The sequence below is a fragment of the Pseudomonas sp. FEMGT703P genome, from assembly GCF_002786345.1.
Classification (GTDB): Bacteria; Pseudomonadota; Gammaproteobacteria; order Pseudomonadales; family Pseudomonadaceae; genus Aquipseudomonas; species Aquipseudomonas peli.
Genome location: NZ_PGCM01000005.1, coordinates 422,986 through 449,338 on the forward strand (window position 1 = coordinate 422,986; position 26,353 = coordinate 449,338).

Annotated in this window: 22 protein-coding genes, 1 pseudogene and 1 riboswitch; of the genes and pseudogenes, 13 read left to right on the forward strand and 10 right to left on the reverse strand. The window is 62.1% G+C overall.

The annotated features are described in order from the left end of the window. Positions 1 to 106 precede the first annotated feature (106 nt). The 7 genes and pseudogenes from CUR33_RS05780 (at position 107) to CUR33_RS05810 (ending at position 9,554) form a co-directional block, all read left to right on the forward strand. Positions 107 to 787: a Fe2+-dependent dioxygenase gene (locus CUR33_RS05780; RefSeq protein WP_170048478.1), complete on the forward strand. Its 681-nt coding sequence runs from the start codon at positions 107 to 109 to the stop codon at positions 785 to 787. Beyond that, on the forward strand, positions 784 to 1,911 hold the full coding sequence (locus CUR33_RS05785) for an alpha-hydroxy acid oxidase (protein ID WP_289238969.1): 1,128 nt from the start codon (positions 784 to 786) through the stop codon (positions 1,909 to 1,911). The genes CUR33_RS05780 and CUR33_RS05785 overlap by 4 nt, the downstream gene beginning before the upstream one ends. Positions 1,912 to 2,001: 90 nt before the next feature. After that, the gene (locus CUR33_RS05790) at positions 2,002 to 4,272 is read left to right on the forward strand and encodes a TonB-dependent receptor (RefSeq protein WP_289239507.1); all 2,271 of its coding nucleotides are present in this window, start codon (positions 2,002 to 2,004) and stop codon (positions 4,270 to 4,272) included. A gap of 393 nt (positions 4,273 to 4,665) precedes the next feature. Next, complete coding sequence (locus tag CUR33_RS05795) at positions 4,666 to 7,191, forward strand: sulfite reductase flavoprotein subunit alpha (RefSeq protein ID WP_289238970.1); 2,526 nt, start codon at positions 4,666 to 4,668, stop codon at positions 7,189 to 7,191. 47 nt (positions 7,192 to 7,238) lie between these two features. Then, positions 7,239 to 7,982, forward strand: coding sequence for a 5-oxoprolinase subunit PxpA (locus CUR33_RS05800; RefSeq protein WP_289238971.1), 744 nt, complete (start codon positions 7,239 to 7,241; stop codon positions 7,980 to 7,982). After that, positions 7,979 to 8,656, forward strand: a complete 678-nt coding sequence (gene pxpB / locus CUR33_RS05805) for a 5-oxoprolinase subunit PxpB (protein WP_289238972.1) — start codon at positions 7,979 to 7,981, stop codon at positions 8,654 to 8,656. Before CUR33_RS05800 ends, pxpB begins: the two co-directional genes overlap by 4 nt. Further along, positions 8,653 to 9,554: pseudogene (locus CUR33_RS05810) on the forward strand (5-oxoprolinase subunit C family protein). The gene pxpB and the pseudogene CUR33_RS05810 overlap by 4 nt, the downstream one beginning before the upstream one ends. Here the strand turns inward: CUR33_RS05810 and lnt are convergent. The 5 genes from lnt to miaB all read right to left on the reverse strand — a co-directional run bounded on the left by lnt (position 9,551) and on the right by miaB (position 14,953). Beyond that, positions 9,551 to 11,071 carry an apolipoprotein N-acyltransferase gene (gene lnt, locus CUR33_RS05815; RefSeq protein WP_289238973.1) on the reverse strand — a complete coding sequence of 507 codons (1,521 nt, stop codon included), beginning with the start codon at positions 11,069 to 11,071 and terminating at the stop codon, positions 9,551 to 9,553. The pseudogene CUR33_RS05810 and the gene lnt sit on opposite strands and share 4 nt — an antisense overlap. Before the next feature lie 101 nt (positions 11,072 to 11,172). Beyond that, the gene (locus CUR33_RS05820) at positions 11,173 to 12,012 is read right to left on the reverse strand and encodes an HlyC/CorC family transporter (protein WP_090249233.1); all 840 of its coding nucleotides are present in this window, start codon (positions 12,010 to 12,012) and stop codon (positions 11,173 to 11,175) included. A gap of 53 nt (positions 12,013 to 12,065) precedes the next feature. Continuing rightward, positions 12,066 to 12,524: an rRNA maturation RNase YbeY gene (ybeY, locus tag CUR33_RS05825; protein WP_160085497.1), complete on the reverse strand. Its 459-nt coding sequence runs from the start codon at positions 12,522 to 12,524 to the stop codon at positions 12,066 to 12,068. After that, positions 12,517 to 13,521, reverse strand: a complete 1,005-nt coding sequence (locus CUR33_RS05830) for a PhoH family protein (protein WP_289238974.1) — start codon at positions 13,519 to 13,521, stop codon at positions 12,517 to 12,519. The genes ybeY and CUR33_RS05830 overlap by 8 nt, the downstream gene beginning before the upstream one ends. Before the next feature lie 88 nt (positions 13,522 to 13,609). Next, complete coding sequence (gene miaB, locus CUR33_RS05835) at positions 13,610 to 14,953, reverse strand: tRNA (N6-isopentenyl adenosine(37)-C2)-methylthiotransferase MiaB (RefSeq protein WP_289238975.1); 1,344 nt, start codon at positions 14,951 to 14,953, stop codon at positions 13,610 to 13,612. Between the two features lie 135 nt (positions 14,954 to 15,088). Between miaB and CUR33_RS05840 the strand changes: the two genes are divergently transcribed. Further along, positions 15,089 to 15,412, forward strand: a complete 324-nt coding sequence (locus CUR33_RS05840) for a DUF1820 family protein (protein ID WP_090249225.1) — start codon at positions 15,089 to 15,091, stop codon at positions 15,410 to 15,412. A 132-nt stretch (positions 15,413 to 15,544) separates the two neighbouring features. Here CUR33_RS05840 and CUR33_RS05845 read toward each other — a convergent pair whose 3' ends face one another. From CUR33_RS05845 to CUR33_RS05865, 5 genes are all read right to left on the reverse strand, one after another. Continuing rightward, positions 15,545 to 16,096 carry a tetratricopeptide repeat protein gene (locus tag CUR33_RS05845; RefSeq protein WP_289238976.1) on the reverse strand — a complete coding sequence of 184 codons (552 nt, stop codon included), beginning with the start codon at positions 16,094 to 16,096 and terminating at the stop codon, positions 15,545 to 15,547. 92 nt (positions 16,097 to 16,188) lie between these two features. Continuing rightward, the gene (locus CUR33_RS05850) at positions 16,189 to 16,845 is read right to left on the reverse strand and encodes a hypothetical protein (protein ID WP_289238977.1); all 657 of its coding nucleotides are present in this window, start codon (positions 16,843 to 16,845) and stop codon (positions 16,189 to 16,191) included. Beyond that, complete coding sequence (gene hemL / locus CUR33_RS05855; protein ID WP_289238978.1) at positions 16,845 to 18,134, reverse strand: glutamate-1-semialdehyde 2,1-aminomutase; 1,290 nt, start codon at positions 18,132 to 18,134, stop codon at positions 16,845 to 16,847. The genes CUR33_RS05850 and hemL overlap by 1 nt, the downstream gene beginning before the upstream one ends. A gap of 129 nt (positions 18,135 to 18,263) precedes the next feature. After that, complete coding sequence (thiE, locus tag CUR33_RS05860; RefSeq protein ID WP_289238979.1) at positions 18,264 to 18,890, reverse strand: thiamine phosphate synthase; 627 nt, start codon at positions 18,888 to 18,890, stop codon at positions 18,264 to 18,266. Positions 18,891 to 18,918: 28 nt separating this feature from the next. Beyond that, on the reverse strand, positions 18,919 to 19,713 hold the full coding sequence (locus CUR33_RS05865) for a hydroxymethylpyrimidine/phosphomethylpyrimidine kinase (RefSeq protein ID WP_090251242.1): 795 nt from the start codon (positions 19,711 to 19,713) through the stop codon (positions 18,919 to 18,921). 247 nt (positions 19,714 to 19,960) lie between these two features. On the opposite strand from CUR33_RS05865, the gene CUR33_RS05870 reads away from it, so the two are divergent. The 5 genes from CUR33_RS05870 (at position 19,961) to CUR33_RS05890 (ending at position 26,351) form a co-directional block, all read left to right on the forward strand. Then, positions 19,961 to 22,342, forward strand: coding sequence for a hybrid sensor histidine kinase/response regulator (locus tag CUR33_RS05870; RefSeq protein WP_289238980.1), 2,382 nt, complete (start codon positions 19,961 to 19,963; stop codon positions 22,340 to 22,342). 265 nt (positions 22,343 to 22,607) lie between these two features. After that, on the forward strand, positions 22,608 to 23,261 hold the full coding sequence (locus CUR33_RS05875; protein WP_289238981.1) for a TetR/AcrR family transcriptional regulator: 654 nt from the start codon (positions 22,608 to 22,610) through the stop codon (positions 23,259 to 23,261). Continuing rightward, complete coding sequence (locus CUR33_RS05880; protein WP_289238982.1) at positions 23,258 to 24,910, forward strand: acyl-CoA dehydrogenase family protein; 1,653 nt, start codon at positions 23,258 to 23,260, stop codon at positions 24,908 to 24,910. Before CUR33_RS05875 ends, CUR33_RS05880 begins: the two co-directional genes overlap by 4 nt. Before the next feature lie 9 nt (positions 24,911 to 24,919). Next, complete coding sequence (locus tag CUR33_RS05885) at positions 24,920 to 25,375, forward strand: PaaI family thioesterase (protein ID WP_289238983.1); 456 nt, start codon at positions 24,920 to 24,922, stop codon at positions 25,373 to 25,375. A 32-nt stretch (positions 25,376 to 25,407) separates the two neighbouring features. Then, a riboswitch (cobalamin riboswitch) is annotated at positions 25,408 to 25,615 on the forward strand. Positions 25,616 to 25,670: 55 nt separating this feature from the next. Continuing rightward, entirely contained in the window at positions 25,671 to 26,351 is a 681-nt protein-coding gene (locus tag CUR33_RS05890; protein ID WP_090249208.1) for an energy-coupling factor ABC transporter permease, read from the forward strand. Positions 26,352 to 26,353: the final 2 nt, after the last annotated feature.

Here is a 26,353-nt window from a genome sequence, read left to right on the forward strand (position 1 = left end):
CAACAGCCTCGGTGTGTGGCGCTGTCATAGTGCGCGCTAGCTATTTAGAATCATTTGCAACTGTTTGGTTGCGGTCGCTCAGGGCGGCCGGTGAGGAGAGCGAATCATGATGTTGAGCATTGCCGATGTGCTGACGCCCGAGCAGGTGCGGGAGTGCCGCCAGGCCTTTGAGCAGGCCAGTTGGCAGGATGGCCGCCTGACCGCTGGCCATCAGGCGGTGAAGGCCAAGGCCAATCAGCAGCTGGCACAGGATGATCCGCTGGTGGTGCAGATTGGTGACTTTATCGTGCAGCGCCTGGGCAACCATCCGCAGTTTGTCTCGGCCGCCTTGCCGCTGAAAGTGTTGCCGCCGCGCTTCAACCGTTACACCGGTGGTGGTACCTATGGCAACCATATCGACAATGCGATTTTCAGTGTGCCGGGCACGCCGCATCGAGTGCGCAGCGATCTGTCGGCCACGCTGTTTTTCAGTGATCCGGATGAGTACGAGGGTGGTGAGCTGGTGGTCGAGGACAGCTACGGCAGCCATAGCGTCAAATTGCCGGCTGGGCATCTGGTGCTGTATCCCGGCACCAGCCTGCACCGCGTCAATCCGGTAACCCGTGGCACGCGTTATGCGGCGTTCTTCTGGATTCAGAGCCTGGTGCGTGATGACACCCAGCGCGGCCTGTTGCTGGAGCTGGATCGGGCGGTGCAGGCACTGACCCTTGAAGTGCCAGAGAGCGCTGAGCTGGCGCGGTTGACCGGGGTTTATCACAACCTGCTGCGCCAGTGGGCCAATACATGACCGGCATACCGTTACCAAAACTGACGCAGATTCCGCCAAGTGTTGCTGCCGTGGCGGACTATGAACCCCTGGCCCGCGAGCGCATGAGTGCCCAGGCCTGGGCCTATATCGCTGGCGGCGCGGCTGATGAACTGACCCTGGCGGAAAATCAGGCGGCGTTTCAGCGTGTTCGACTGCGTACGCGGGTGTTGGCTGATCTCAGTGGTGGTAACACCCATCTGCAGTTGTTCGGTCAGGCCTTTACTCACCCGATTTTCCTCGCGCCGGTGGCGTATCAGCAGTTGGCGCATGCCGAGGGTGAGCTGGCAACGGTGCTGGCTGCGTCGGCTGTGCAGGCCGGCATGGTGCTGAGCACCCAGGCCAGTGTGTCCCTCGAAGCCGTGGCCGAGCAGGCGCATAACCCGCTGTGGTTTCAGCTGTATATCCAACCGGATCGAACCTTTACCGAAGCGTTAGTCAGGCGCGCCGAAGCGGCGGGTTATCAGGCGCTGGTGTTGACGGTGGATGCGCCGGTCAACGGCATGCGCAACCGCGAACAGCGCGCCGGTTTCTGTCTGCCCGAGGGCATTGAGGCGGTCAATCTGCGCGGTATGCAGCCATTGCATGAGTGCGCGCCGCCCAGTGGTGGCTTGCTGCTCGGTGGTGCGTTGCTTGCGGCAGCGCCTGGCTGGGCGGATGTGCAATGGCTGCGTTCATTGACGCGTCTGCCGATCCTGCTCAAGGGCGTGATGACTGCCGAGGATGCGCGGCGTGCAGTGGCCGAAGGCGTCGACGGCATCATTGTCTCCAATCATGGCGGACGGACTTTGGACGGCCAGCCCGCAACCATCGAGGTGCTGGCGGAAATCGCTGCTGCGGTGCAGGGGCAGGTGCCGCTGCTGCTCGATGGCGGTATTCGCCGCGGTACGGATGTGTTCAAGGCGTTGGCCTTGGGCGCTGATGCTGTGCTGGTCGGGCGACCCTATGTGTATGGCCTGGCAGCCGCCGGGGCAAGCGGGGTGGCGCATGTGGTACAGCTGTTGCGCGCTGAATTGGAAGTGGCGATGGCGCTGACGGGCTGTCGTGATTTGGCCAGTATTGGGCGCGAGTGCCTGCTGGATAAAAAGCTACGGGAATGGAACTAAATACGAATTAAGGTGTAAATACCTATTGCTTGATAATAGTTATCAATTAGAATCACGCCTCGTTTTTATCTGGGGGTGGTTCTCATGGGTATGGGTAAAAAAGCCGGCAGTCTGCCGCAGCGTCGTGTTCTGGCTTCGGCCATTGGTCTGGTCATCGCCTCTTGGGCGGGCGCAGGCCTGGCCGCTGAGCAAGCGCCGCAAAAAGCCAAGACACCGGTTGAGCTGGGCAGCGTAACGGTCAAAGGTGAGCAAACCGAAGACTACAAGACCGAAAGCTCGGCGTCGGCCAAGTACGCTGTGCCGCTACTCGATACCCCGCAGACCATCACCGTGGTACCGCAGGCGCTGCTTAAAGAGCAGAAAGCCCTGAGCATGAAAGAAGTGCTGGCCAACGTTTCCGGCATCACCTTCAACGCCGGTGAGGGCGGTGGTGGCTCGGGCGACAGCATCAACATCCGTGGCTTCAGTGCCAACGCCAATATGCAGATCGACGGCCTGCGTGACAGCTCGCAGAACAACCGTACCGACACTTTCAATATCGAAGCCGTTGAAGTCATCAAGGGCCCCAACTCGGTATTCGGTGGTTCCGGCACCACTGGCGGCAGCATCAACCAGGTCAGCAAACAGCCGCTCCAGCGTGACTTCACTGAAATTGGCGCCAGCCTGGGCACTGACAACTACCACCGTCTGACCCTGGACTCCAACCAGACCCTGGATGGCGTGGGTACCGGCAGCGCCATGCGCATTAACCTGATGGCCCATGAGAACGATGTACCAGGCCGCGACTATGTCGATCGTCAGCGCTGGGGCATCGCACCGTCGCTGCTGTTGGGTCTGAGCGATTCGACGCGTTTGACCCTGAGTTACTTCCACCAAACGGACGACAACCTGCCTGATTACGGCGTGCCGGCAATCAATGGCAAGCGCCTGGCAGGCGTGGACCGTGAAAGCTTCTTTGGCTGGCGCAATCTGGACAAGGAAGAAATCGAGAGCGATGCATTCACGGTCAAACTTGAGCATGACATCAACGACAGCCTGCGCTTGCAGAACCTGACCCGTTACTCGGAAATCCACCGCGATACAGTTATCTCGGCGTCCCATGTGAACCTTGAGCGTCGTCGTTCAACGACAACGGGTCTTGGTCCAGTTCTGGCGGCTGGCAAGTATCTGCCCGCAGGTCCGCAGGCCTATGGTCGTGATGTCACCAGCAAAATGCTGATCAATCAGACCAACCTGACTGCCAACTTCGAGACACTTGGCCTGGCCCACACGCTGGTCAGCGGTGTCGAGCTGTCACGTGAGACCTATGACCGTACTACCTACGCCTATAACTTGGCGTTTCCGGACAGCGGTTATGACCTGAGTAACCCGCCTGGTCGTTGGAATGGTCCGACCAATAAGGCGGATAGCGCGAATACCGAGACGCGCCTTCTCGACCGCGCGCTTTACGCGTTCGACACCATCGCACTGAACGACTACTGGGATTTGAGTCTCGGCCTGCGTTATGACTGGGTGGATGGCGATGCCGATGATCACACCCTGGCGACCAATGCCCGGACGTCTTTCAACTCAAGCGATGAGCATCTGAGCAAGCGTGCGGGGCTGACCTATAAGCCGGCAGAGAATGGGCGTATCTACGTTGCCTATGGCGACTCCTTCAACCCATCCGCCGAGAACCTGGCGACCAGCGGTGCTGGCCTGTCTGCGGCGACTCAGGATCTTGAGCCTGAGAAGAACAAAACCTGGGAGTTGGGCACCAAGTGGGAGTTCCTCGATAGTCGTCTGGGCCTGGATGCAGCGCTGTTCCGGGTAGAGAAGAGCAATGCCCGCGAAACCATGGTTGATGGCAGTACCCAGCTGGCAGGCAAGCAGCGCGTTCAGGGCTTTGAGCTGGGCGCAACCGGACGTGTCACTGATCAGTGGAATGTCTACGCCAACTACACCTTCCTGGACAGCGAGACCCTTGAAGCGGCCAACACGGCGGCAGGTATTGCCCGCGAAGGTCAGGCGTTGGCCAACACTCCGCCTCGTTCGCTCAATCTGTGGACGACTTATGATCTGCCAGCTGGCTGGCGCGTCGGTTACGGTGCCCGCTATGTCAGCGAGCGTAACCTTACCGCTTCCAATGATGGCGTAAAGCTGGATGCCTATTGGCTGCACAACGCCATGGTCGGTTACAAGGTCAACAAGGAACTTGATCTGCAACTCAATCTCAACAACCTGTTTGATAAGGAATATGTTGAGAGCGTGAGAACGCAAGTGGGCACCACTGTGGGTGCCGGCACCACCACCGCACGCTCTTCGGCCATCGAGTACGGTGCTGCGCGTTCGGCAGTGCTGTCGGCCACATACCGCTTCTAACCACGCCAAGCGGTAGGCAGGCTGCGTAAGCCAGCCTGCCTGCGAGCCAATTGAGAAAACCCTGCTCGAGTATGTGCAGGGTTTTTGTGCGTTCGCTGACCGCTAACTGTTGCAGTCCGCTGTGTCGGATGGCTGCGCTTAGTGAACGGCGATCGCGGCCGGCGCCGTGCCGAGTGAGCTGCTCGGCTTCACGCAGGCTTGAATCGTCCGTGTCGTTCAACGAATCACGGCTTTAGGGCCGTTTGTGTGAGCGTTCACCTTGGGTAAAGAGTTGGTAAAGGTCGGCACATGGCTGGTTATTGAAACAAATTATTAAATAGAATTGCTTCTCCTTTGGCCGTTGCCGGTTTGTAGTGCGACTGCCTGTGTTCAACGCCGGTGATCGAGTTTCCCGTGTTAAAGAAAATTCTGTTCCAGCTGCATTGGCTGTTCGGTATCACAGCCGGCTTGGTGTTGGCCTTGATGGGTGTTACGGGTGCGGCCTACTCGTTTCAGGATGAGCTGATGCGTGCGCTCAACCCCGAAGTGCTAAAGGTCGAGGTGCGTGACAGTGGCACGCTGTCGCCCGCCGAGCTGGTGCCTAAACTCGAAGCAGCCAGCCAGCAGCGGGTGGTCGGCCTGTGGCTGGCGGTAGAGGGTGACCGGGCTGCGCGGGTGTTTTTCGCACCGCCGCCTGGCGAGCGTCGTGGGCCGTCGCGTTACTTCGATGGTTACAGCGGTGAATTGCTAGCTGAGCCACGCGGGCAAGGGTTCTTCGACCTGATGCTGAGGCTGCACCGTTTCCTCGCCATGGGGGAATACGGCAAGCAGATCACCGCAGCCAGCACATTGATACTGGTGTTCTTCTGCCTTTCGGGGCTTTACCTGCGGTGGCCGCGTCAGGCGGGAAGCTGGCGTGCCTGGCTGACTCTGGATTGGGCGCGCAAGGGCCGCAGCTTCAACTGGGATCTGCACGCGGTGGCCGGCACCTGGTGCCTGGCGCTATACCTGCTGGCGGCGCTTACAGGGCTGTATTGGTCATATGACTGGTACCGTGAAGGTGCAACCGCGTTACTTAGCGCTGAGCCTGGTGGTCAGCAGCGCGGAGGCAAGCGCGGCCCGCCACCGGCCGGCGAGTTGCCGATAGTGAACTACCACGCCGTCTGGGAAGGCCTGCAGCGTGAGGCCGGCAGTCAGTTGAGCAGCTACAACCTGCGCTTGCCGCCAGTGGCTGGGCAGCCCGTGACCGTGTTCTACCAGCGTGATGATGCACCGCACGACCGTGCTTTCAACCAACTGGCGCTCGACCCTTTAAGCGGCGAGGCAGGTAAGCACACGCGCTACGAGCAACAGAGCTTTGGCGATCAACTGTTGACCAGTGTGTATGCCTTGCATGTGGGCAGCTATTTCGGCCTGACCGGGCGCATTCTGATGATGCTTGCCAGCCTGGCGATGCCGTTGTTCGCCATCACTGGCTGGTTGCTCTACTTGGATCGTCGGCGTAAAAAACGCGCGATGCTCAAGGCGCGTGGTGCGTTACAACCAAGCACGGGGCTGGGCGAGGGGTGGCTGATTGGCTTTGCCAGTCAGAGTGGTTTTGCCGAACAGCTGGCCTGGCAAACCGCCGGCCAGTTGCAGTCCGCCGGCCTTGCCGTCAGCGTGCAGCCCTTGGCCAAACTCAACGAGCAGATGCTGCGCCAGGCGCACAACGCGCTGTTTGTGCTCAGCACCTTTGGCGATGGCGAGGCGCCGGACAGTGCGCGCGGCTTCGAGCGCAGGCTGCTGGGGCAGGCGTTGCATCTGCCTAATCTGCGGTATGCCATGCTCGCTCTGGGGGATCGCCAGTATCAGCACTTCTGTGGCTTTGCCCAGCGGGTCCACGGCTGGTTAACTCAGCAGGGGGCGCGCAGTTTGTTCGAGCCGGTGCAGGTCGACGCTGCCGATGCGACAGCCTTGGCCCACTGGCAAAGCCAACTCGGTGAGCTGACAGGCGCCCAGCCGCTGCCTCAAGCGGAAACGCCGCCCTGCCTGTGGACACTCACGCGTCGCGAGCTGCTTAATCCGGGTAGTCAGGGCGCGCCGACATACCTGCTGGCACTGCGTGCTGAACAGCCGGTCGACTGGAGTGCCGGCGATATTCTCGACGTACCGCCGCGCCATAGCGATGCCACCGTGCAGGCCTGGTTGCAGGCCCATGCGCTGGACGGCAACCAGACGGTCAGTCTCGATGGCCTGACGCAGTCGCTGCAGCAGGCGCTGCGCGGCAAGCAGCTACCCGAGCAGTTCACTCACCTGGTCGGCTTGCACGTCCAGGCCATGCTGGATGCGCTAGTGCCCTTGGCTGCCCGCGAATACTCGATCGCCTCCTTGCCCAGCGACGGCGAACTGGAACTGATCGTGCGTCAGGAACGGCATGCCGATGGCTCGCTCGGGCTTGGCTCCGGTTGGTTGACGGAAGGCGCGGCGCTGCAGGGTCAGTTGCTGGCGCGGGTACGGCGTAACAGCGCCTTCCATGCCCCCGAAGATGATCGACCGCTGATCCTGATCGGCAACGGCACCGGCTTGGCCGGGCTGCGCAGCCTGCTCAAGGCGCGGATCATTGCCGGGCATCGGCAAAACTGGCTGCTGTTCGGCGAGCGTAATGCGGCGCATGACTTCTACTGCCAGGCTGAGTTGCAGGGCTGGCTGGCAACCGGTGAGTTGGCGCGTTTGGACCTGGCTTTCTCGCGTGATCAGGCCGCCAAGGTCTACGTGCAGGATCGCCTGCGCGAGTCCGCCGACTCAGTGCGCGAGTGGCTAGATGACGGTGCGGCGATTTATGTCTGCGGCAGCCTCGACGGTATGGCGGCTGGGGTGGATGCGGTGTTGCATGAGTTGCTCGGCGAATCCGCTGTCACGGCCCTGCGCGAAGAGGGGCGCTATCGCCGCGACGTGTATTAACGCAGCCAGGCTTCCCGCAGCGGTAATGCACCACTAAGCTTGTCGGCATGAAAAAAATCCTGCTGAACTGCGACATGGGAGAAAGCTTCGGCGTGTGGCGCATGGGCGATGACGTGCATGCGATGCCGCTGGTTGATCAGGCCAACCTGGCGTGCGGCTTTCATGCGTCCGACCCGCTGACCATGCAACGCACCGTCGCCCTGGCGGTGCAGCATGGGGTGAGCATTGGTGCGCACCCGGCTTATCCGGATTTGCTCGGCTTCGGCAGGCGGCATATGGCCTGCTCGCCGGAAGAGGTCACCGCGCTGGTGCTGTATCAGCTCGGCGCGCTGGATGCCTTCTGCCGCGCGGCCGGCTCTCAGTTGGCCTACGTCAAACCGCATGGCGCGCTGTACAACGACCTGGTGCGTGACGATGCGCTGTTCAACGCGGTGCTTGAGGCCTGCGCCAGTTACCGCAGGGGCTTGCCGCTGATGGTGCTGGCGCTGGCTGACAACAGCCGTGAGTTGCGCCTGGCCGATGCCGCCGATGTGCCGCTGATGTTCGAGGCCTTTGCCGACCGCGCCTACCTGGCCGATGGGCAATTGGCGCCTCGGCGTTTGAGCGGCGCGGTGCACCATGATCCGCAGCGGATCTTTCAGCAGGCCCTGGCGATTGCTCAGGGTGAGCCGTTTGCCGATATCGATGGCAAGCCGCTGCAGCTGCGCGCCGACAGCCTGTGCGTGCATGGCGATAACGCCGACTCCCTGGCCGTATTGCGGCGTTTGCGGGCCAGCCTGGACGCCCTATGATCCGCCTCGAACCGGCCGGTGCCGAAGCGCTGCTGCTGGTGCTGGCCGAGCAGCCGGATGCGCAGCTGCCGCAGCGGATCGCGTTGCTGGCCGAGCGTATCCGTGGCGAGTTGGGTGAGGCCCTCACCGATCTGGTGCCGGGTTGGACCGGCCTGCTGCTGCACTATGACCTGCTGCGCACCGATCACTTGGAATTGGCCGAGCGGCTCAAGCCGCTGCTGGAGCACTGGCTCGCCGAGCCCTTTGTTGCACAGGCCGGGCGGCTGCATGAAATCCCCATTTTGTATAACGGTGAAGACCTCGCTGAGGTCGCCCAGCTGTGCCAACTGAGCAGCGCCCAGGTGATTGAGCTGCATGCGGCGACCGAGTACCGCGTTGGCGCGATTGGTTTTGCTCCGGGCTTTGCCTACCTCGGTGAGCTGGACGCGCGCCTGGCCTTGCCGCGTCGCGCTACCCCGCGCATTGCCGTACCGGCCGGGAGTCTGGCGATTGCCGAGCGGCAAACGGCGATCTATCCACACAGCTCGCCCGGCGGCTGGCACCTGATTGGCCGTTGCCCCTGGTCGTTGTTCGACGCCGCGCGCACGCCGCCATGCCCGCTGGCGTTGGGTGACCGGGTGCGTTTTCGCCGCATTGATGAGCGCGACTTTATCCGCGAAGGCGGTCAGCTATGAGCGGCCTAAGGGTTCTCAAGCCAGGGCCGCAAAGCCTATTGCAGGATGCCGGGCGGCGCGGCTGGCAGCACCTGGGCGTATCGCCCGCCGGGCCGCTGGATTGGCACGGCGCGGCCTGGGCCAATCATCTGCTGAACAATCCCTGGGGCACGCCGCTGCTGGAAATCGCCCTGGGCGGCGTTGAGTTGCAGGCCGAGGTCGACACCTGGGTGGCGGTGTGCGGCGCCCAGGTGCCGCTGAGCCTGGATGATCAGCCGCAGCCCTTGTGGACGCGCTTGCCGCTGCGAAAAGGCCAACTGCTGCGTCTGGGCTTTGCCCGCAGTGGTCAGCGCGCCTATCTGGCGGTTGCCGGCGGCTTTATCGCCGCACCGGTGCTGGGCAGTGTCAGCGTGCAGCTGCGCGAAGGGTTGGGGCAGGCGGTGCAGGTAGGGGATCTGCTGGCTTGTTGGCCTGCGCACTTCACCCGCGCCGCCAGCGTGCCCTGGCCCTACCTGCCGGATTACCGCTGCAAACCTTTACTGCGGGTAATTACCGGCGGCGATGCGGCGAGTTTCGAGGAAGACCAGTTGCAGGGCTTTTTCGCCCAGACCTGGCAGCTCAGCCCGCACTCCGATCGCATGGGCGCACGGCTGCTCGGCGAGGCCGTGCAGCCGCCTGTGCGCAGTGGTCATTGGGGGTTGGCCGGGGCGCGATTCAGGTGCCGCCGGATGGTCAGCCGATCATCCTGCAGGCCGACCACCAGAGCATGGGCGGATACCCGCTGTTCGGTTGGCTGCACCCGCTCGATCAGGGCCGCCTGGCGCAATGCCCGGCGCACCATCCACTGCGCTTCACCCCGGTCAGCATTGGCGACGCGCAGACAGAGCTGCGCGAGTTCTACCGATTTTTTCGTCGTTAAAGCGTTTTAGCCATACGGCTGGCCATCAGCGCCCAGGCAAATAGCCCCAGGCAGATAATCAGCATGGGCCAACCACGCCACTGCAGATAAGGCGTGAGCCCCTGCATCGGTTGCACCTGGCCATAGAGCACTGCCTGTTCGAACTGCGGCAGTTGTGTGGTGATCTGGCCTTGCGGGTCGATCAGTGCGGTGACGCCGTTGTTGGTCGCGCGGATCATCCAGCGGCCGGCTTCTAGGGCGCGCATCTGCGCCATCTGCAAGTGCTGCAGCGGGCCGATGGAGCGGCCGAACCAGGTGTCGTTGCTGATGGTCAGTAGCAGGTCGCTCTGCGCGGCCAGGCCGGCGGAAAATTCCGGGTAGACCACTTCGTAGCAGATAAACGCGGCAATCGAATGGCCCTTGGCCTGCAGCAGGCTCTGCTCGGCGGAGCCACGGGCGAAGTCGGACATCGGCAGGTCGAAGAAGGCGATCAGCCCGCGCAGCACTTCCTGCAGCGGCACGTATTCACCAAACGGCACCAGTTTCTGCTTGAGGTAATCACCGCTGCCCTGGCCGACCACGCTGATGCCGTTGTAGTAGCGCTGTTCGCCGCGCTCGTTGCTTTGGCGAATCGGCACTCCGGTAATCAGCGCAGCATTTCGCTCATTGGCGAAGCGATTGATCATGCCCAGGTAGCCTTGGGCGCGGTCCTTGAGCACCGGGATGGCAGTTTCCGGCCAGACGATCAGATCAGTCGGCTTGGCGCTGAAGGTCATGTCGCGGTACAGCGCGAGCTGCGCGTTGAGCTGCTCGGGGTCCCATTTCATGTTCTGTTCGATATTGCCCTGCATGGCCGACACACTTAGCGGTTCGCCTAGCGGTTGGGTCCATGCGTGATTCTTGAGCGCGAGAGCTGCGATCCACGGGGCGATTAACAGCACCACGCCGATGGCGAGAAACGCCTTGCGCGCGCGCAGTTGCGCCAGATTTACCAGCAGCGCGGCGCTTAGCGCCAAGGCAAACGACAGCAGCCACACGCCGCCCACCGGGGCCAGGCCAGCCAGCGGGCCATCCAGCTGGCTGTAACCGGCATACAGCCAGGGGAAGCCAGTGAGAAACCAGCTGCGGAAGGCTTCCTGCGCTAGCCATAGGGCAGCGAAGGCCAGGGCGTCGGCCAGCGGGGCTTCGACTCGACGTAGCCAGCGCGTCCAAACCCATGCGCTGAGGGCGAACAGTAGACCGAGGCCGCCGACAAACAGTAGGGTCAGAAAGGCCGCCAGGGGCGGCGAGGCCGCGCCGTAATCGTGGATGCTTACGTACACCCAGCTGGTGCCGGCGGCGAACAGGCCAAAGCCATAACTCCAGCCACGCAGCACTGCCTGGCGCGGCGTGAGGTCACGCAGGCCGAGGTAGAACAGGGCGATGGAGAGGATGGCCAGCGGCCACAGGTCATAAGGCGCCAGCGCCAGTGGCGTGATAGCGCCTGCCAACAGCGCGATCAGGTTGCCGGGCCAGCCAGGTCGGGTTATCCAGTGCATTGCATGCAGGTCCTTGGATTGAGGTGGCGCAAGGGTAAAGCGAGAGGGCAGGCGGGGGAAGTGTTGCGAACCGGCCACCCTTGGTGGTGGCCGGTTATGGATCAATTACTAACCGGGCTCAGGCGCAGCAGATGGATGCGGCGACTGTCGGCGTTGAGGACGCGGAAGCGGAATTCGCCGATCTGGGTGACTTCGTTGCGCTTGGGCAGGTGGCCGAAGGCGCTCATCACCAGACCGCCGACGGTATCGAACTCGTCATCGGAGAATTCGGTATCGAAGGCTTCGTTGAAGCTTTCAATCGGCGTCAGCGCCTTGACCAGGAAGTCGCCGGAAGGCAGTGGTTTGACGTAGCTGTCTTCCTCCACGTCGTGCTCGTCTTCGATATCGCCGACGATCTGCTCCAGCACGTCCTCGATGGTCACCAGGCCAGCAACGCCGCCGTACTCATCGATCACAACGGCCATGTGGTTGTGGTTGGCGCGGAACTCGCGCAGCAGCACGTTGAGGCGCTTGGACTCGGGCACAAAGGTGGCCGGGCGCAGCAGGTCCTTGATATTGAAGTTGGGCTGTTCGCCCGAGAGGATCAGCGGCAGCAGGTCTTTGGCCAGGAGGATGCCAACCACATCGTCGAGGCTCTCGCCCACCACGGGATAACGCGAGTGCGCAGCCTCGATGATCGAGGGCAGAAATTCCTTGGGCGTCTGGTTGGCCTTGATGCTCATCATCTGTGAGCGCGGCACCATAATGTCGCGAACCTGCAGGTCGGCGACCTGAATTGCACCTTCAACGATGGCCAGTGCTTCGCTGTCGAGCAGCTTGTTCTGATGCGCTTCGCGCAGCACTTCCAGCAATTCCTTGCGGTTTTTCGGCTCATGAGCAAAAGCCTGGGTCAGTCTGTTAAACCAGGACTTCTGCTCGTTGCTCGATCGGTCTTCGCTCATGGTGGTTACTCAGGAACCTTTTGTAATTTCAGTTGGGTTTGCGTAGAGGGCATTTATTCGTGGTCGGCGTAAGGGTCGGGATGACCTAACTCAGCCAGCAATTCTCGTTCCAGCGCTTCCATCTCTTCGGCTTCCTCATCGTCGATGTGGTCATAGCCGAGCAGGTGCAGGCAACCGTGGATCACCAAGTGCGCCCAATGCGCTTCGCTGGTTTTAGCTTGTTCCTGGGCTTCGCGCTCAACCACCGGCACGCAGATCACCAGATCACCGAGCAGCGGTATATCCAGCATCTCGTCCGGCACATCGGCAGGGAAGGATAGTACGTTGGTGGCGTAATCTTTATGACGCCAGGTGTGATTGAGCTCGCGGCCTTCGGCTTCATCGACCAGGCGGATGGTCAACTCGGAATCCGCCGTGCGCTGGCGCAGGGCGATCTCGCACCAGGCGCGAAACTGCGCCTCGCTCGGCAGGCTGGCGGCGTCGCTGGCGATCTGCAGGTCAAGCTCAAGCATTGCGCTCATCCTGCTCGTTATCCAACTTGCCGTGCATGCGATTGTCGTAGCGCTCGTAGGCTTCGACGATGCGCTGCACCAGTGGGTGGCGCACCACGTCCTTGGGCTTGAAGTGGGTAAAGCTGATGCCCGGAACGTCACGCAGCACGTCGATGACGTGGGTCAGGCCGCTTTTGGTGCCGCGTGGCAGGTCGACCTGGGTGATGTCGCCGGTGATCACGGCGGTGGAGCCGAAACCGATGCGGGTAAGGAACATCTTCATCTGTTCCAGCGTGGTGTTCTGGCTTTCGTCGAGGATGATAAAGCTGTTGTTCAGCGTGCGGCCGCGCATATAAGCCAGCGGCGCGACTTCAATCACCTGTTTCTCGATCAGCTTGGCCACCTGCTCGAAACCGAGCATCTCGTACAGCGCGTCGTAGAGCGGGCGCAGATAGGGGTCGATCTTCTGCGACAGGTCGCCGGGGAGGAAGCCGAGCTTCTCGCCGGCCTCTACCGCCGGGCGCACGAGCAGGATGCGACGAATCTGCTCACGCTCCAGCGCGTCCACGGCGCAGGCCACAGCCAAGTAGGTTTTGCCGGTACCGGCCGGGCCGACGCCGAAGTTGATGTCATGGTCGAGGATGGCTTTGACGTAGCGCTGCTGATTGGCCCCGCGCGGGCGAATCATGCCCTTGCGGGTACGCAGGGCGACACTGGCTTCGACGGTCGGGTTGCTCATTTCCTCCATCCCGGACTCCTGCAGAAACAGGTGCACCAGATCGGGCGACAGTTCGGTGTTTTCGGCTTCACGGTAGAGGCGGCGCAGCAGCTGCTCGGCAGCGCGGGTCTGACCGGCGGTGCCGACCAGTTCGAACTGGTTGCCGCGGTTGCGCAATTCGATGCTCAGGCGCTGTTCGATCAGGCGCAGGTGCTCATCAAATTGGCCGCACAGGTTAGCGAAGCGGCGAGCCTCAAAGGGTTCAAGGATAAAGCGGAGTGGTTCTATGGGTGCGTTCAAGGTCGTGTGATGGCCGCCAGTCGGCTGGGGTAGTGAAACGAAGAATAGCGCTAGCGGCCGCGAGGGGGAAGCTCGGGCCGCTGCGGCTTTAGTTGCAGACGGTTTCGTTGATCAGCGTGCCGCGCAGCGAGTTGGGCATGGCCTGGTCGATATGCACATCAACGAACTGACCGATCAGGCGCGGGTTATCGCTGCGGAAGTTGACCACCCGATTGCTCTCGGTGCGGCCCTGGAGCATGCCAGGGTCCTTCTTCGAGTAATCGTTGACCAGGATGCGCTGCACAGTGCCGGCCATGCGTCGGCTATTTTCGAAGCCCTGCTGGGTGATGCGGTGTTGCAGCAGTGCCAGGCGCTGTTTTTTCAGCTCCAGTGGGGTGTCATCTGGCAGGTCAGCCGCCGGGGTGCCAGGGCGCGCGCTGTAGACGAAGGAGTAGCAGAAGTCGAAACCGACATCCTCGACCAGCTTCATGGTCTGCTCGAAGTCCTTCTCGGTTTCACCGGGGAAACCGACGATAAAGTCCGAGCTGATCAGAATGTCCGGCACGGCGGCGCGCAGCTTGCGGATACGCGACTTGTATTCGAGCGCGGTGTGGTTGCGCTTCATCGCCGCGAGAATGCGGTCGGAGCCCGATTGCACCGGTAGGTGCAGGTACTTCACCAGCTCGGGGATCTCGGCGTGGGCCTGGATCAGCGCGTCGGAGAACTCCAGCGGATGGCTGGTGGTGTAGCGAATGCGGTCGATACCGTCGATTGCCGCTACGGCGTAGAGCAGCTCGGCGAAGTCGGCAATCTGCCCATTCTGGGTGGCGCCGCGGTAGCCGTTGACGTTCTGCCCGAGCAGGGTGATTTCGCGCACACCGTGTTCGGCCAGGTGGATGATTTCGCCGAGCACGTCGGCCATCGGTCGGCTGACTTCTTCGCCGCGTGTGTAGGGCACCACGCAGAAAGTGCAGTACTTGCTGCAGCCTTCCATCACCGACACGTAGGCGCTGGGCCCATCGACGCGCGGTTCGGGCAGGCGGTCGAATTTCTCGATTTCGGGGAAGCTGATGTCGACCTGGGCGATCTTGGTGGTACGCGCGGCGTCGATCATTTCCGGCAGGCGGTGCAGGGTCTGCGGGCCGAAGACCACGTCGACGTAGGGCGCGCGATCACGAATCGCCGCGCCTTCCTGGCTGGCTACACAGCCGCCAACGCCGATCACCAGGTCTGGGTTGGCAATTTTCAGTTTTTGCCAGCGGCCGAGTTGCGAGAACACCTTGTCCTGGGCTTTTTCACGGATCGAGCAGGTGTTGAGCAGGATGATGTCAGCGTCTGCGGCCTTCTCGGTGACTTCCAGGGCTTGATGTTCGCCCAACAGGTCAATCATGCGCGAGCTGTCGTACTCGTTCATCTGGCAACCGTGGGTTTCGATATAAAGCTTCTTGGTCATGCGCGCTCAAAAAGGGTGATTCGAAGAACCGCGCATTATAGGGAGCTAGTGCCAGGGTTCCTAGCGTTGGCTGCTAGGCGGCTATGCTATGATCCGCGCCCTTTCAATTAACCCATCGGTACGAACTGCATAGCCATGAGCAAGCGCGAACCCATCTACAAGGTGATTTTCCTCAACCAGGGTCAGGTGTACGAGATGTACGCCAAGCAGATCTTTCAAAGCGATCTGTGGGGCTTTCTGGAAGTGGAGGAGTTCGTCTTCGGCGAGCGCACCCAGGTGGTCGTCGACCCCAGCGAGGAAAAGCTCAAGGCGCAGTTCGACGGCGTGGTGCGCAGCTTTATCCCCATGCACGCGATCATCCGCATCGACGAAGTCGAGCGCCTGGGCACGCCGAAGATCAGCGAAGCCAAGGGTGGCGGCAATGTCATGCCGTTCCCCATGCCGATGCCTGATAAGTGAAGCTACTGCGCTCGACCATGCGGCGTTAAAAACTGGCTCGGCATGCTCATTTACACCAGTAAACTCCGCTGCCTCGCCAGTTTTTGCCTTGCCTGCTCTTCGCTCGCTACGCTTCACGCCAAAACGGTTTGACTACGGCAGTGGCGCGAACGGTGAGGTAAGGGTGTCGGCGTTCTGCAACTCCAGCAGGTAGTTGCGGAAGATTTGCCCGAGTACCTGGCTGGCGATTTCCAGCTCATCACGGGGCATCTGCGCGGCGATCAGGTCGGCGCTGTCCATGGCTTCATCCGAGCCATTCACCGCCGCCATCTTCAGCACGATATAAGCCTGCACGGCGTTTGCTTGTACGCCTTCGCCGCGGAAAAACATCATGCCCAGGCGGTACTGCGATTGCGCATGGCCTTGCAGTGAGGCCTGCTCGAACCATTTCAGCGCCTGGCTGAGATCACGTTCGACGCGCTTGCCGTCGTAGTAGAACTCGCCCAGTTCAAACTCCGCCTGCAGATCGCCATTGAGCGCAGCTTGCTCGCAGGCTTCAAGAGCAGCGGGTAGTTCTTCGGGGGCGGTGTTGAGTGAGCAGCTGCCAAGCGCGGGGATCAGCAAGGAATTGCCGCTCGCCGAGGCAAGCAGTGGCAGCAGGAGCAACAGGCAGCCCAGAGACAGGGTGCGGCCGGTGCGTTTCATGAAAATCCGTTTACCTCGGGATGCACAACAGGCGATGTGCCTGGCCGCCGTAACGCGGCAGCCATCACATTATGAAATAAGCAGCGGCGTTCTTACAAAGTCTTTACCGGGTTTTCTTCCGTGCGGCCATTTTTTGCGCTGCCAGGCAGGCTCAACAGTAGCCAGGCCAGCAGTGGGTAGGCCGGCGTCAGCAGGGCATGAAACAAGTCGACTCGGCGTAAAGAACCGATAAAGCCCTCGGTGCCGACGGCCAAGCCGGCCAGCAGAAACAGCCCGACCACCGTAATCGCCGAAGCCAGGGGTGCGCGTCTGGGCCACTGCACAGCACCGGCGTAGAGAATCAGCAGCAAGGTTGCCAGGTTGAGCAGCAGGCGATAATCCTCCAGCTGGTTCATCTGCCGGAACAGCTCGAAGAAGGCGCACAGCCCGAGCAGGATGCGTCCCCAGTTGGCGCGACTCCATTCCCAGCCTCGGCCCAACGCCAGTGCGGCTGCGCCGAGCAGCGGCAGGCCGAGAAAACTGCTGGCTTGGCTCAGCCACAAATGTGCAGCTTGTGCGTCGGGGTCGATGCCGAAGCGAACCACACCAACGGTCGCCGCAGCGGCCGGCAGGAGAAACCCTAGCAGGGCGCAAAACAACGCGGGCTGATCGGCTTCACCATAGTGCCTGCGGGCTTTGCCGATGGCGATTGCGCAGGCCAGGCAGGCCAAAGCCAGCACGCCATCGGAGAGTGCCGTGCTGTACTGCATCAGGCGTTCTTCAGCTCGGCAAAGGCCCGTTCAGCGGCATCCAGGGTGATCTTCAACTCGGCATCGCCATGGGCGATGGAGGTGAAGCCGGCCTCGAAAGCGCTCGGCGCCAGGTACACGCCACCTGCCAGCATCAGGTGGAAGAAGCGCTTGAAGCGCTCGGCATCGCTGGCCATTACATCGTCAAAGGTGACGATGTCGTCAGCGCCGCTGAAATACAGGCCGAACATGCCGCCCGCCTGAGTGGTGACGAACGGGATGCCGGCCGCATCGGCGCGGTCCTGCAGGCCCTGGAGCATGCGGCTGGTGTAGACAGTCAGCTCCGCGTGGAAGCCCGGGCGTTTGATCAGGCGCAAAGTAGTCAGGCCTGCGGCCATGGCCAGCGGGTTACCCGACAGAGTGCCGGCCTGGTACACCGGGCCGAGCGGGGCGATGCAGTGCATGATCTCGCGCTTGCCGCCGAAACAGCCGACCGGCATACCGCCGCCGATGATCTTGCCGAAGGTGGTCAGGTCCGGGGTGACGCCGTAATATGCCTGGGCACCACCGAGGGCGACACGGAAACCGGTCATCACTTCGTCGAAGATCAGCACCACGCCGTGTTTGTCGCACTGCTCGCGCAGGCCCTGTAGGTAGCCCGGCGCAGGCGGCACGCAGTTCATGTTGCCGGCTACCGGCTCGACGATGATGCAGGCGACGCTCGAACCGACTTCGCTGAGCATCTGCTCAACTGCCGCCAGGTCGTTGAAGGGCAGTGTCAGGGTGTGTTTGGCGAAGTCCGCCGGCACGCCGGCCGAGCTCGGCACGCCCTGAGTCAGCAGTCCGGAGCCGGCTTTCACCAGCAGGCTGTCGGAGTGGCCGTGGTAGCAGCCTTCGAATTTGATGATGTTGTCGCGGCCGGTGTAGCCACGGGCCAGGCGGATGGCGCTCATGGTCGCCTCGGTGCCGGAGCTGACCATGCGCACCATTTCCATCGACGGCACGAGGCTGCACACCAGGTCCGCCATCTCGGTTTCCATGGCGGTCGGTGCGCCGTAGGACAGGCCGTGTTGCAACTGGTTGCGCACTGCGTCGAGGACTTCCGGGTGGCTGTGGCCGAGGATCATCGGGCCCCAGGAGCCGACGTAATCCACGTAGCGCTTATCGTCTTCATCGGTGACGTAGGCGCCTTCAGCATGCTTGAAGAACAGCGGCGTGCCACCGACGCTTTTGAAGGCGCGCACCGGCGAGTTGACGCCACCGGGGATGTGCTTTTGCGCGTTGGCGAAGAGGGTTTCGGAACGGGACATGGCAGGGCCTCTCAAGCGGGGAGTTGGGGCAAGCCGGGCTGCCCCTGACAAGAATTAATTATGGCCTGCCATCCCTGGCGGCCACCCTTCGGGTCGTCGCTGTGCGACGTTAATAATGGCTCCAGGCCTTTATTTCTGGGTAAACAGGGCGCTAAAAGCGCGGGCGCGACGCTCGACTTCAGCAGCCGAGTCGGCCCCGAACAGGCCATGCACCACGGCCACCATGCTCGCGCCGTGGGCAATCAGCTCAGGGGCGTTGTCCAGGGTCACGCCGCCGATGGCGACAATCGGCAGGTTGATCTTGGCTTTCGCCGCTGTCAGCAGCTCAGCATCAGCCGCCGGTGCGCCAGGCTTGGTGGTGGAATTGAAGAAGCGGCCGAAGGCGACGTAGCTGGCGCCTTCTTTGGCGGCGGCTTCGGCCAGTTCCAGCTGGGCGTGGCAGGTGCCGCCGATAATTGCTTTGCGCCCGAGCAGGGCGCGGGCGACGGACAGCGAGCCATCGCCTTGCCCCAGGTGTAAGCCCACGCCGAGGCGCGCCGCCAGTTCGGCGTCGTCATTGATGATCAGTGCAGCGCCATAGCGGTTGCACAGCTCGCGCAGGGCTTCTGCTTCACGTAGGCGCCGCGCTTCGTCGCTGGATTTGTCGCGGTACTGCAGCAGCGTCGCGCCACCCTTGAGTGCCGCCTCGACGTAGGGCAGCAGCTTGCCCTTGAGTAATTCGCTATCGGTGATGGCATACAGGCCACGCAGTTTCATGGGGTGCGCTCCATACAGCAGCCGTTCATCAAGAAAGATCGAGTGGCAGGCGGCGCGGAATAAACTGGCCGTGGCCAGGCTGTTCGGCATCGCGCAGGGTGCGCCAGGTGTAGTCGAGGGCAAATTGCACGGCGCTGACCAACTCCTGGCCCAGTGCCAGGCGCCCGGCCAGGGTACTGGCCAGGGTGCAGCCGGATCCATGGTAGCTGCCGGGTAGGCGCTGGCAGGTAAAGGTGTGGCGGCTGCCATCACGGCTGTACAGGCGGTTGTGCACTTCATGCTCATCGCCATGACCGCCGGTGATCAGCAGGTGTTGGATGAAGGGCAGCAGCTTCTCGGCGCACTCATCGGCCGTACCCTCGGGCAACTCGGCGAGGATGCGCGCTTCCGGTAGGTTCGGCGTGGCAATGGTGGCAACGGGCAGCAGGCGCTCGCGCATGGCATAACCGACTTCATCCTTGCCCAGCGCGCCGCCGCCGCCGGCACGCAGCACCGGGTCGCAGACCAGCGGAATGCCGGGTAAGCGCTGCATGATGTGCAGCACGGTCTCGACCATCTCGACCGAGCCGAGCATGCCGAGCTTAACGGCTTCGACCGGCAGGTCATTGATCACCGCATTGGCCTGGGCCAAGACCCAGTCGCGGTCGAGCACGCGGAAGTCAGAAACATTGACGGTGTCCTGCACGGTCAGCGCGGTCACAGTAGGAGCGGCGTGACAGCCTTGGGCGAGCAGGGCTTCGATATCGGCTTGCAGGCCAGCACCACCACTGGGATCGTGACCGGACAGGCACAGCACTACGGGGCGAGAAGTAGGCGTTTTCATGGTGCGCGAGCTTACCACCAAACGGCGGCTTGCAGACCCTGTTGCGGCAGGAAAGCCCGTCCTGCGGACGATCTGTCGCAGGCTCGGAAAGAGTTGTGACGCGGGCCAATGAACGGTCAAAAAACTCCAGGTCATTCAGGTTTTTCCTGGGGTTCTGGCGTAAAGGCCTATGTTAGAGTGCCAGCATCCAATTACATCGCTTCCAACGGCGCGCCGTGGCGCTGTTGGCCTACTCTGGCTGAGCTGCATGCACTACATCCTTCTCTGCTTATTCATGCTGGTGCCAGGGTTGGCCGGGGCATTGGTTTTTGACGAAAACACCCGCAGCCTGCCGCTCGGCACGGCCATGTCGGTATTCGAGGATGTACGCGGCGATGCCAGCATCGAGGACATCACCTCTCCAGCCCTTCAGGCCAGCTTCCGTCAGCATGACAAGGGCGTACTGAATGCCGGTTATTCGCGTTCGGTGTTCTGGCTGCGCTTGGACTTGGAATACCGCCCGCAGCAGGCAAATGGCGACCAGCCCTGGTTGCTGGAGCTGGCCTATCCGCCACTTGATCATGTGCAGCTGTACCTGCCCGATGCGCAGGGACGCTATCAACTGAGCCAGCACACCGGCGATGCCTTGCCGTTCTCCAGCCGCGAGATCAAGCAGCACAACTACGTGTTTGAACTGAGGTTGCCACCGGGGCAGCGGCAAAGTGTGTATCTGCGCCTGGAAAGTCAGGGCTCGATTCAAGCGCCGCTGACCCTCTGGGCGCCGAACGCCTACCTGGAAGAGCAACCGGCGCGCATCTATGTGCTGGGCATCATCTACGGCGTGCTGCTGGTGATGTTGATCTACAACCTGTTTATCTTCCTCAGCGTGCGCGACACCAGCTACCTGTATTACATCCTCTATATCGCCTCGTTCGGCTTTTATCAGCTGTCGGTTAACGGCGCGGCCATCGAGTATTTCTGGCCCAACAGCCCCTGGTGGGCGAACGCTGCCACGCCGTTTCTGATTGGTGCGGCTGCGTTGTTTGGGTGTCAGTTCGCCCGCAGCTTCCTGCATACCGCCGAGCACAGTCCTTGGGTCGACCGCGCCTTGTTGCTGATGATGGGGTCTGGTGTGCTGGTGATGACCCTGGCACTGACGGCCAGTTATGCCCTGTCATTGCGTTTGGCCACTTACCTGGCGCTGGGCTTTACCGTAGTGATTTTCAGTGCTGGCATCCTCGCCTGGATGCGCGGCATGCGTGTGGCGCGCTATTTCATCATCGCCTGGACGGCTTTCCTCGCCGGTGGGATGGTCAACACGCTGATGGTGCTGGGCTACCTGCCGAATATGTTCCTCACCATGTACGCCAGTCAGATCGGCTCGGCGCTGGAAGTCGGCCTGCTCTCGCTGGCCCTGGCCGACCGCATCAACGCGATGAAGGAAGAACGCACGCGCATCCTCCAAGAGGCCGGGCTCAAGCTGGAAGCCTTCAACCAGGAGCTGGCCAACAGCAACCGCCTCAAGGATGAATTCCTCGCCACCGTCACCCACGAACTGCGCACACCGATGAATGGGGTGATTGGTTCGCTTGAATTGATGCAGATGCTCGAGATCGACGGTGAGTTGGCGCATTACCAGCGCACCGCCGCCAGTTCGGCCCGCGACATGATGCGCATGGTCAATGACATCCTCGCTCTCACCGAGCTGCAGGCCGGACGCCTTTACCCACGGCGTGAGCCGTTCAGCCTGCGCGGGCTGTTCGACGGTTTGCGTGCGCAGTACGCGCCACGTGCCGAAGACAAGGGTTTGCGCTTTGTGCTTGAGCTGGATGACAGCCTGCCCGACACCCTTGAGGGTGACGCCAGCAAACTGGTGCAAAGCCTTAACTGCCTGCTGGATAACGCCATCAAATTCACCTTGCATGGCGAGGTGCGTGTAAGGGTCAGCCGTGGCGGTTCGGCCAGCGATATTCTGCCGCTGCGCATCGAGGTGATTGATACCGGTGTGGGCTTTGCCGTACCGGCGGACGGCAAGCTGTATCAGCGTTTTCAGCAGCTGGATGGTTCGATGACCCGCGAGTACGGCGGCCTGGGCATTGGTCTGGCGATCTGCCGGCAGCTGGTCGATCTGCTCGGCGGTGATCTCAGTCATGAATCACAGCCCGGTCAGGGCAGCTGTTTCCGCCTGGAGCTGCCGTTGGCCTTGCCGGTGCAAATGACCTCCCCAGCCGCCGTCGTGCTGCGCGCCACCGGCCCGGCGCTGCGCGCGCCTGAGCAGTGCACGGTATTAATTGTCGAAGACAACGCGATCAATCAGCTGGTAACCCGCGGCATGCTGCTCAAGCTGGGGTATCAGGTGCGCACGGCCGACAATGGCGCTGAAGCCCTTGAGCTCTTGCGTAGCGAGACCATCGACGCCGTGCTGCTGGACTGCCAGATGCCGGTGATGGACGGTTTTGCCACCTGCCGGGCGTTGCGCAACCTGCCGGGCTGCCAGTTGCTGCCAGTGTTGGCGATCACCGCCCACAGCCACAGCGGCGACCGTGAGCGCTGTCTTGCTGCAGGCATGAGCGACTACCTGGCCAAGCCAGTTAAGTTCGAACAGCTGCGTAATCTATTGCACGACTGGGTGCTCTGCCGCGAGTCCTGATCTTACGATCTGCTGCGCGTCGGCCCTACTGCGTTAAAAGCAGGCTCGGAATGTGAGCCCAGTCTGCTTCCTCGCCGCTTTGACCAGTCGAAGGCTGTTACTAACGTAGCGCCTTGTATGGCTCTAGCTCCTGAGATCGTAAATACATTATTGAGTTGTATGCGCCAGCGGCTGGCCAATATGCCCGCTGTTGTGCCCGGAATCGCCCTTTAGCCAAACTCTGAATCCTGATTCACTTGAGCAATAGTGAATCAGGATTCAGATCATGGCTTATCGCACCACCGCCCTGCGTATCGACCGTGACCAGGCGCTGCGTGAGCGCATCATCAGCGCCGCCTTGGCGCGGGTGGCCGAAGGCGGCTTTGCCGCGCTGACCATGCAGGCCCTGGCCGAGGATGTCGGTATCGCCACCGGCAGCCTGTACCGCCACTTCAGCAGTAAGGGCAGCCTGGCAGCCGAGGTGTTTGCTGTGGCCAGCCAGCGTGAAGTCGATGCGTTGGCCGCCACCATGCGCGGAACCGGTCGTCCGGAGCAACGCCTGGGCGCAGGGCTGGAGCGCTTTGCGGCGAGAGCTTGGGAAAGCCGCCGCTTGGCCTTCGCCCTGATTGCTGAGCCGGTTGATCCGGAAGTCGACGAGCAGCGCCTGTTCTACCGCGAAGCCTATGCGGAGCTGTTCGTTGAGTTGTTACAGGAAGGAGCCGCGCTCGGCGTATTCCGCGTGCAGCAAATCAACCTGGTTGCTGCCTGCCTGGTCGGCGCCATTGCCGAAGCCCTGGTCGGCCCGTTATCGCCGCCCGCGCGTGCGGCCCGTGAAGCCGGATACCCCGCCCCCAGTCTGGCTGAAGTCAGCCAAGCCCTGGTCACCTTTTGTCTACGCGCCGTGGGCGCCCCATTGCCCGCAGAGGAGCCTCAGCCATGAATGCCAGCCAACACGCCGAAACCCATGAAGTGTTCAATCAGGTGCCGCCGCTGGATGGCGCCAACCTGTACCGCGTTGACCTGCCGCTGCAGGAGTGGAGCAAACGCTTCGGCGGCGGCTGGGCCGAGCAGCGCCTGGATGTGTATGGCGGCCTGGCCGGTGGTGAGCTGATGGCCGCAGGCTTTCTCGCCAATGAAAACAAGCCGGTGTTCAAAAGCCACGATCGCTATGGCCATCGCGCCGATCTGGTGGAGTTTCACCCGGCTTATCACCAGCTGATGAGTGCGGCCATCGAGCATGGTCTGCCGTCCATGCCCTGGACCGACCCGCACGCCGGTGCTCAGGTGGCGCGCGCCGCCATGAGCTACCTGCACAGCCAGGCCGAAGCTGGCAGCGGGTGCCCGCTGACCATGACCTTCGCCAGCGTGCCGGCGCTCAGGCTGCAGGCCGATGTGGCCGAGAAGTGGCTGCCGAAAATCCTCTCCACCCAATACGATCCGCGCAATCTGCCGATCGAGCAGAAAACCGGCGCGACCATCGGCATGGCCATGACTGAGAAGCAGGGCGGCACCGATGTGCGCGCCAACACCACCCGCGCTTACCCGGTGGGTTTGGGTGGTCCCGGTCAAGCTTATGAACTGGTCGGTCACAAGTGGTTCTGCTCGGCGCCGATGTGCGATGCCTTCCTAACCCTGGCATACACCACCAAGGGCCTGACCTGCTTTCTGCTGCCGCGCCATCGCCCGGACGGCACGCGCAACGAGTTCTATATCCAGCGCCTGAAAAACAAGCTGGGCAACTGGTCGAACGCCTCCAGTGAAGTGGAGTTTCGCGGCGCCCTGGCCTGGATGGTCGGCGAGGAAGGCCGTGGCGTGCCGACCATTATCGAGATGGTCGCGCTGACCCGCTTCGACTGCATGATCGGCTCCAGCGCCCTGATGCGTCAGGCCCTGACCCAGGCCGCACACCACTGCGCCCACCGCCAGGTTGGCGGCCGTGTCCTCAGCGAACAGCCGCTGATGCAGAACGTGCTGGCCGACCTGGCCCTGGAAAGCGAAGCGGCCCTGGCGCTGACTATGCGCATGGGTAAGGCGCTGGATAATCCGCATGACCAGCAGGAAGACAAGTTCGCCCGCCTGGTCACCGCCGTGGGCAAATACTGGATCTGCAAACGTGCGCCCGCCATGATCAACGAAGCCGCCGAATGCATGGGCGGCGCCGGGTATGTCGAGGACACCATCTTGCCGCGCCTGTACCGTGAAGCACCGGTCAACTCGACCTGGGAAGGCTCGGGCAACGTGCAGTGCCTGGACGTGCTGCGTGCACTGTCCAAGGAACCCGGCGTGCTTGATGCACTGTTCCATGAACTCGGCGACGGTCATGCTGATGCACGCCTCAAGGCGCATATCTCCAAGCTGCAGGCAGACTTTCGCGACACCGCCGATATCCAGTACCGCGCCCGTCAGTTGACCGAAGACGTGGCCCTGGCACTACAGGCCAAGCTGCTGCTGGAAGCCGGCAATTCGGTGGTAAGCGATGCCTTTATCGCCAGCCGTTTGGGCGGGCAGGGCGGCCGGGTCTACGGCACTCTGCCGCGTGGGGTGAATGTCGAGGCGCTGGTGGTGCGCAGTACGCCGCATCTGATCTGAGGCCTGGATATGCACAGCAGTCTCTTTGAGCGATTAAAGGCCTGGCTGGCCGGTGATATCGGTGCGGACTACGGTATCGCTCAGCTGCAGGCCGCAGCCGGGGTGGCGAGCTTCAGCAGTCAGCCGCCGGCTGTGCACTTCAATCCACTCGGCGGCGTGCATGGTGGTTACACCGCCACGCTGTTCGATGCGGCGTTGGGGTTGGCGGTGTATTCGCAAGCCTGTGCCGAGGAGGTCTACAAGACCGCCAGCCTGCAGGTGAATTACCTGCGCCCGATTGGTCTTGCGGCTTTGCCGCTGCGAACCGAAGCCCGCGTGCAGCAGCGCGAAGGGCGACATGTCGCGGTACAGGCCACGCTGCACGATGCTCAGGGGCTGCTGTGCGCCAACGCCAGTGGTGTCTTCACTTGCTTGCTCCATACGGCGTCAGGCGCTACTCAGTCCGTTGGTATACCTGCGCGGTAAACGCCCGGCTCTGTCATTTCCCGCGGCCGCCGGGTAAGGTGGCCGCCGATGGTTCCAGCCCGTGTGATGCGACTGGATGAAAAGGGAACATGGAAAGCACCACAACCGGTGCCGAAGCCATGGCTGCCCCCGCAACTGTAAACGGCGAGCGACGCCCAGATGCCACTGACCGTAAGGTTGGGAAGGCGGGTGGAGTATCAAGCCGTGAGCCAGGAGACCTGCCATCGAAGTCGGGCGCTTATGCCCATCCCCTCAATCCGGATCATCGCGCGGTGGGCGCGGTACAGGAATCGCTATGCACATCGAACCAGAAGTCGTTACTGGCGCCAAACTCTTCCTCAGTTATGCAACCGCCGCAGGTGCCTTTGGCCTCACGGCTAAACTTGCCCTCGACAGCGTGCGCAGCAACGGTGGCGCTGCCGCCTTGGCGCTGCGTAGCCTGCTGACCACCGCCTTGGTGTTCTGCTTCTTCGAGGTCTTTCCGCACCATGCGGTTGGGGTTTCCGAGGTTCACTTAATCCTCGGCTCGACCCTGCTGCTGCTGTTCGGCGCGGGTGCCACGGCTGTAGGTCTTGCCGCTGGCCTGCTGTTGCAGGGTCTGCTGTTTGCCCAGTTTGACCTGCCGCAGTACGGCATGAACGTCACCACGCTGCTGGTGCCGCTGTGGGCGATCAGTGTGCTGGCCAAGCGCATCATTGCGCCGGGTACTGCTTATGTTGACCTCTCCTACAAGCAGGCGCTGGCGCTGTCGACCGCCTATCAGGGTGGCATCGTCGCCTGGGTCGGCTTCTGGGCGTTCTATGGCAACGGTTTCTCCGGTGAGAACCTGGCGGCCGTGGGTAGTTTTGGTCTGGCCTATATGAGCGTGATCCTGATCGAGCCACTGGTTGATCTGGGTGTGCTGGCCGCTGCCAAGGCACTGTCCGCTTATAGCCGTGGGCCGCTGTTCAACACGCGTCTGCATCAGCCGGCCTGATT

Excerpts from the sequence above, each read along its gene's own strand:
- CUR33_RS05845 (WP_289238976.1), bottom strand. The coding sequence starts at position 16,096 with ATGAAACGCACCGGCCGCACCCTGTCTCTGGGCTGCCTGTTGCTCCTG.
- CUR33_RS05870 (WP_289238980.1), top strand. The coding sequence starts at position 19,961 with ATGCACTACATCCTTCTCTGCTTATTCATGCTGGTGCCAGGGTTGGCC.
- CUR33_RS05885 (WP_289238983.1), top strand. The coding sequence starts at position 24,920 with ATGCACAGCAGTCTCTTTGAGCGATTAAAGGCCTGGCTGGCCGGTGAT.
- CUR33_RS05785 (WP_289238969.1), top strand. The coding sequence starts at position 784 with ATGACCGGCATACCGTTACCAAAACTGACGCAGATTCCGCCAAGTGTT.
- CUR33_RS05850 (WP_289238977.1), bottom strand. The coding sequence starts at position 16,845 with ATGCAGTACAGCACGGCACTCTCCGATGGCGTGCTGGCTTTGGCCTGC.
- pxpB (WP_289238972.1), top strand. The coding sequence starts at position 7,979 with ATGATCCGCCTCGAACCGGCCGGTGCCGAAGCGCTGCTGCTGGTGCTG.
- miaB (WP_289238975.1), bottom strand. The coding sequence starts at position 14,953 with ATGACCAAGAAGCTTTATATCGAAACCCACGGTTGCCAGATGAACGAG.
- CUR33_RS05790 (WP_289239507.1), top strand. The coding sequence starts at position 2,002 with ATGGGTAAAAAAGCCGGCAGTCTGCCGCAGCGTCGTGTTCTGGCTTCG.
- CUR33_RS05875 (WP_289238981.1), top strand. The coding sequence starts at position 22,608 with ATGGCTTATCGCACCACCGCCCTGCGTATCGACCGTGACCAGGCGCTG.
- CUR33_RS05820 (WP_090249233.1), bottom strand. The coding sequence starts at position 12,012 with ATGAGCGAAGACCGATCGAGCAACGAGCAGAAGTCCTGGTTTAACAGA.
- CUR33_RS05800 (WP_289238971.1), top strand. The coding sequence starts at position 7,239 with ATGAAAAAAATCCTGCTGAACTGCGACATGGGAGAAAGCTTCGGCGTG.
- ybeY (WP_160085497.1), bottom strand. The coding sequence starts at position 12,524 with ATGCTTGAGCTTGACCTGCAGATCGCCAGCGACGCCGCCAGCCTGCCG.
- CUR33_RS05840 (WP_090249225.1), top strand. The coding sequence starts at position 15,089 with ATGAGCAAGCGCGAACCCATCTACAAGGTGATTTTCCTCAACCAGGGT.
- CUR33_RS05880 (WP_289238982.1), top strand. The coding sequence starts at position 23,258 with ATGAATGCCAGCCAACACGCCGAAACCCATGAAGTGTTCAATCAGGTG.
- thiE (WP_289238979.1), bottom strand. The coding sequence starts at position 18,890 with ATGAAACTGCGTGGCCTGTATGCCATCACCGATAGCGAATTACTCAAG.
- hemL (WP_289238978.1), bottom strand. The coding sequence starts at position 18,134 with ATGTCCCGTTCCGAAACCCTCTTCGCCAACGCGCAAAAGCACATCCCC.
- lnt (WP_289238973.1), bottom strand. The coding sequence starts at position 11,071 with ATGCACTGGATAACCCGACCTGGCTGGCCCGGCAACCTGATCGCGCTG.
- CUR33_RS05780 (WP_170048478.1), top strand. The coding sequence starts at position 107 with ATGATGTTGAGCATTGCCGATGTGCTGACGCCCGAGCAGGTGCGGGAG.
- CUR33_RS05890 (WP_090249208.1), top strand. The coding sequence starts at position 25,671 with ATGCACATCGAACCAGAAGTCGTTACTGGCGCCAAACTCTTCCTCAGT.
- CUR33_RS05865 (WP_090251242.1), bottom strand. The coding sequence starts at position 19,713 with ATGAAAACGCCTACTTCTCGCCCCGTAGTGCTGTGCCTGTCCGGTCAC.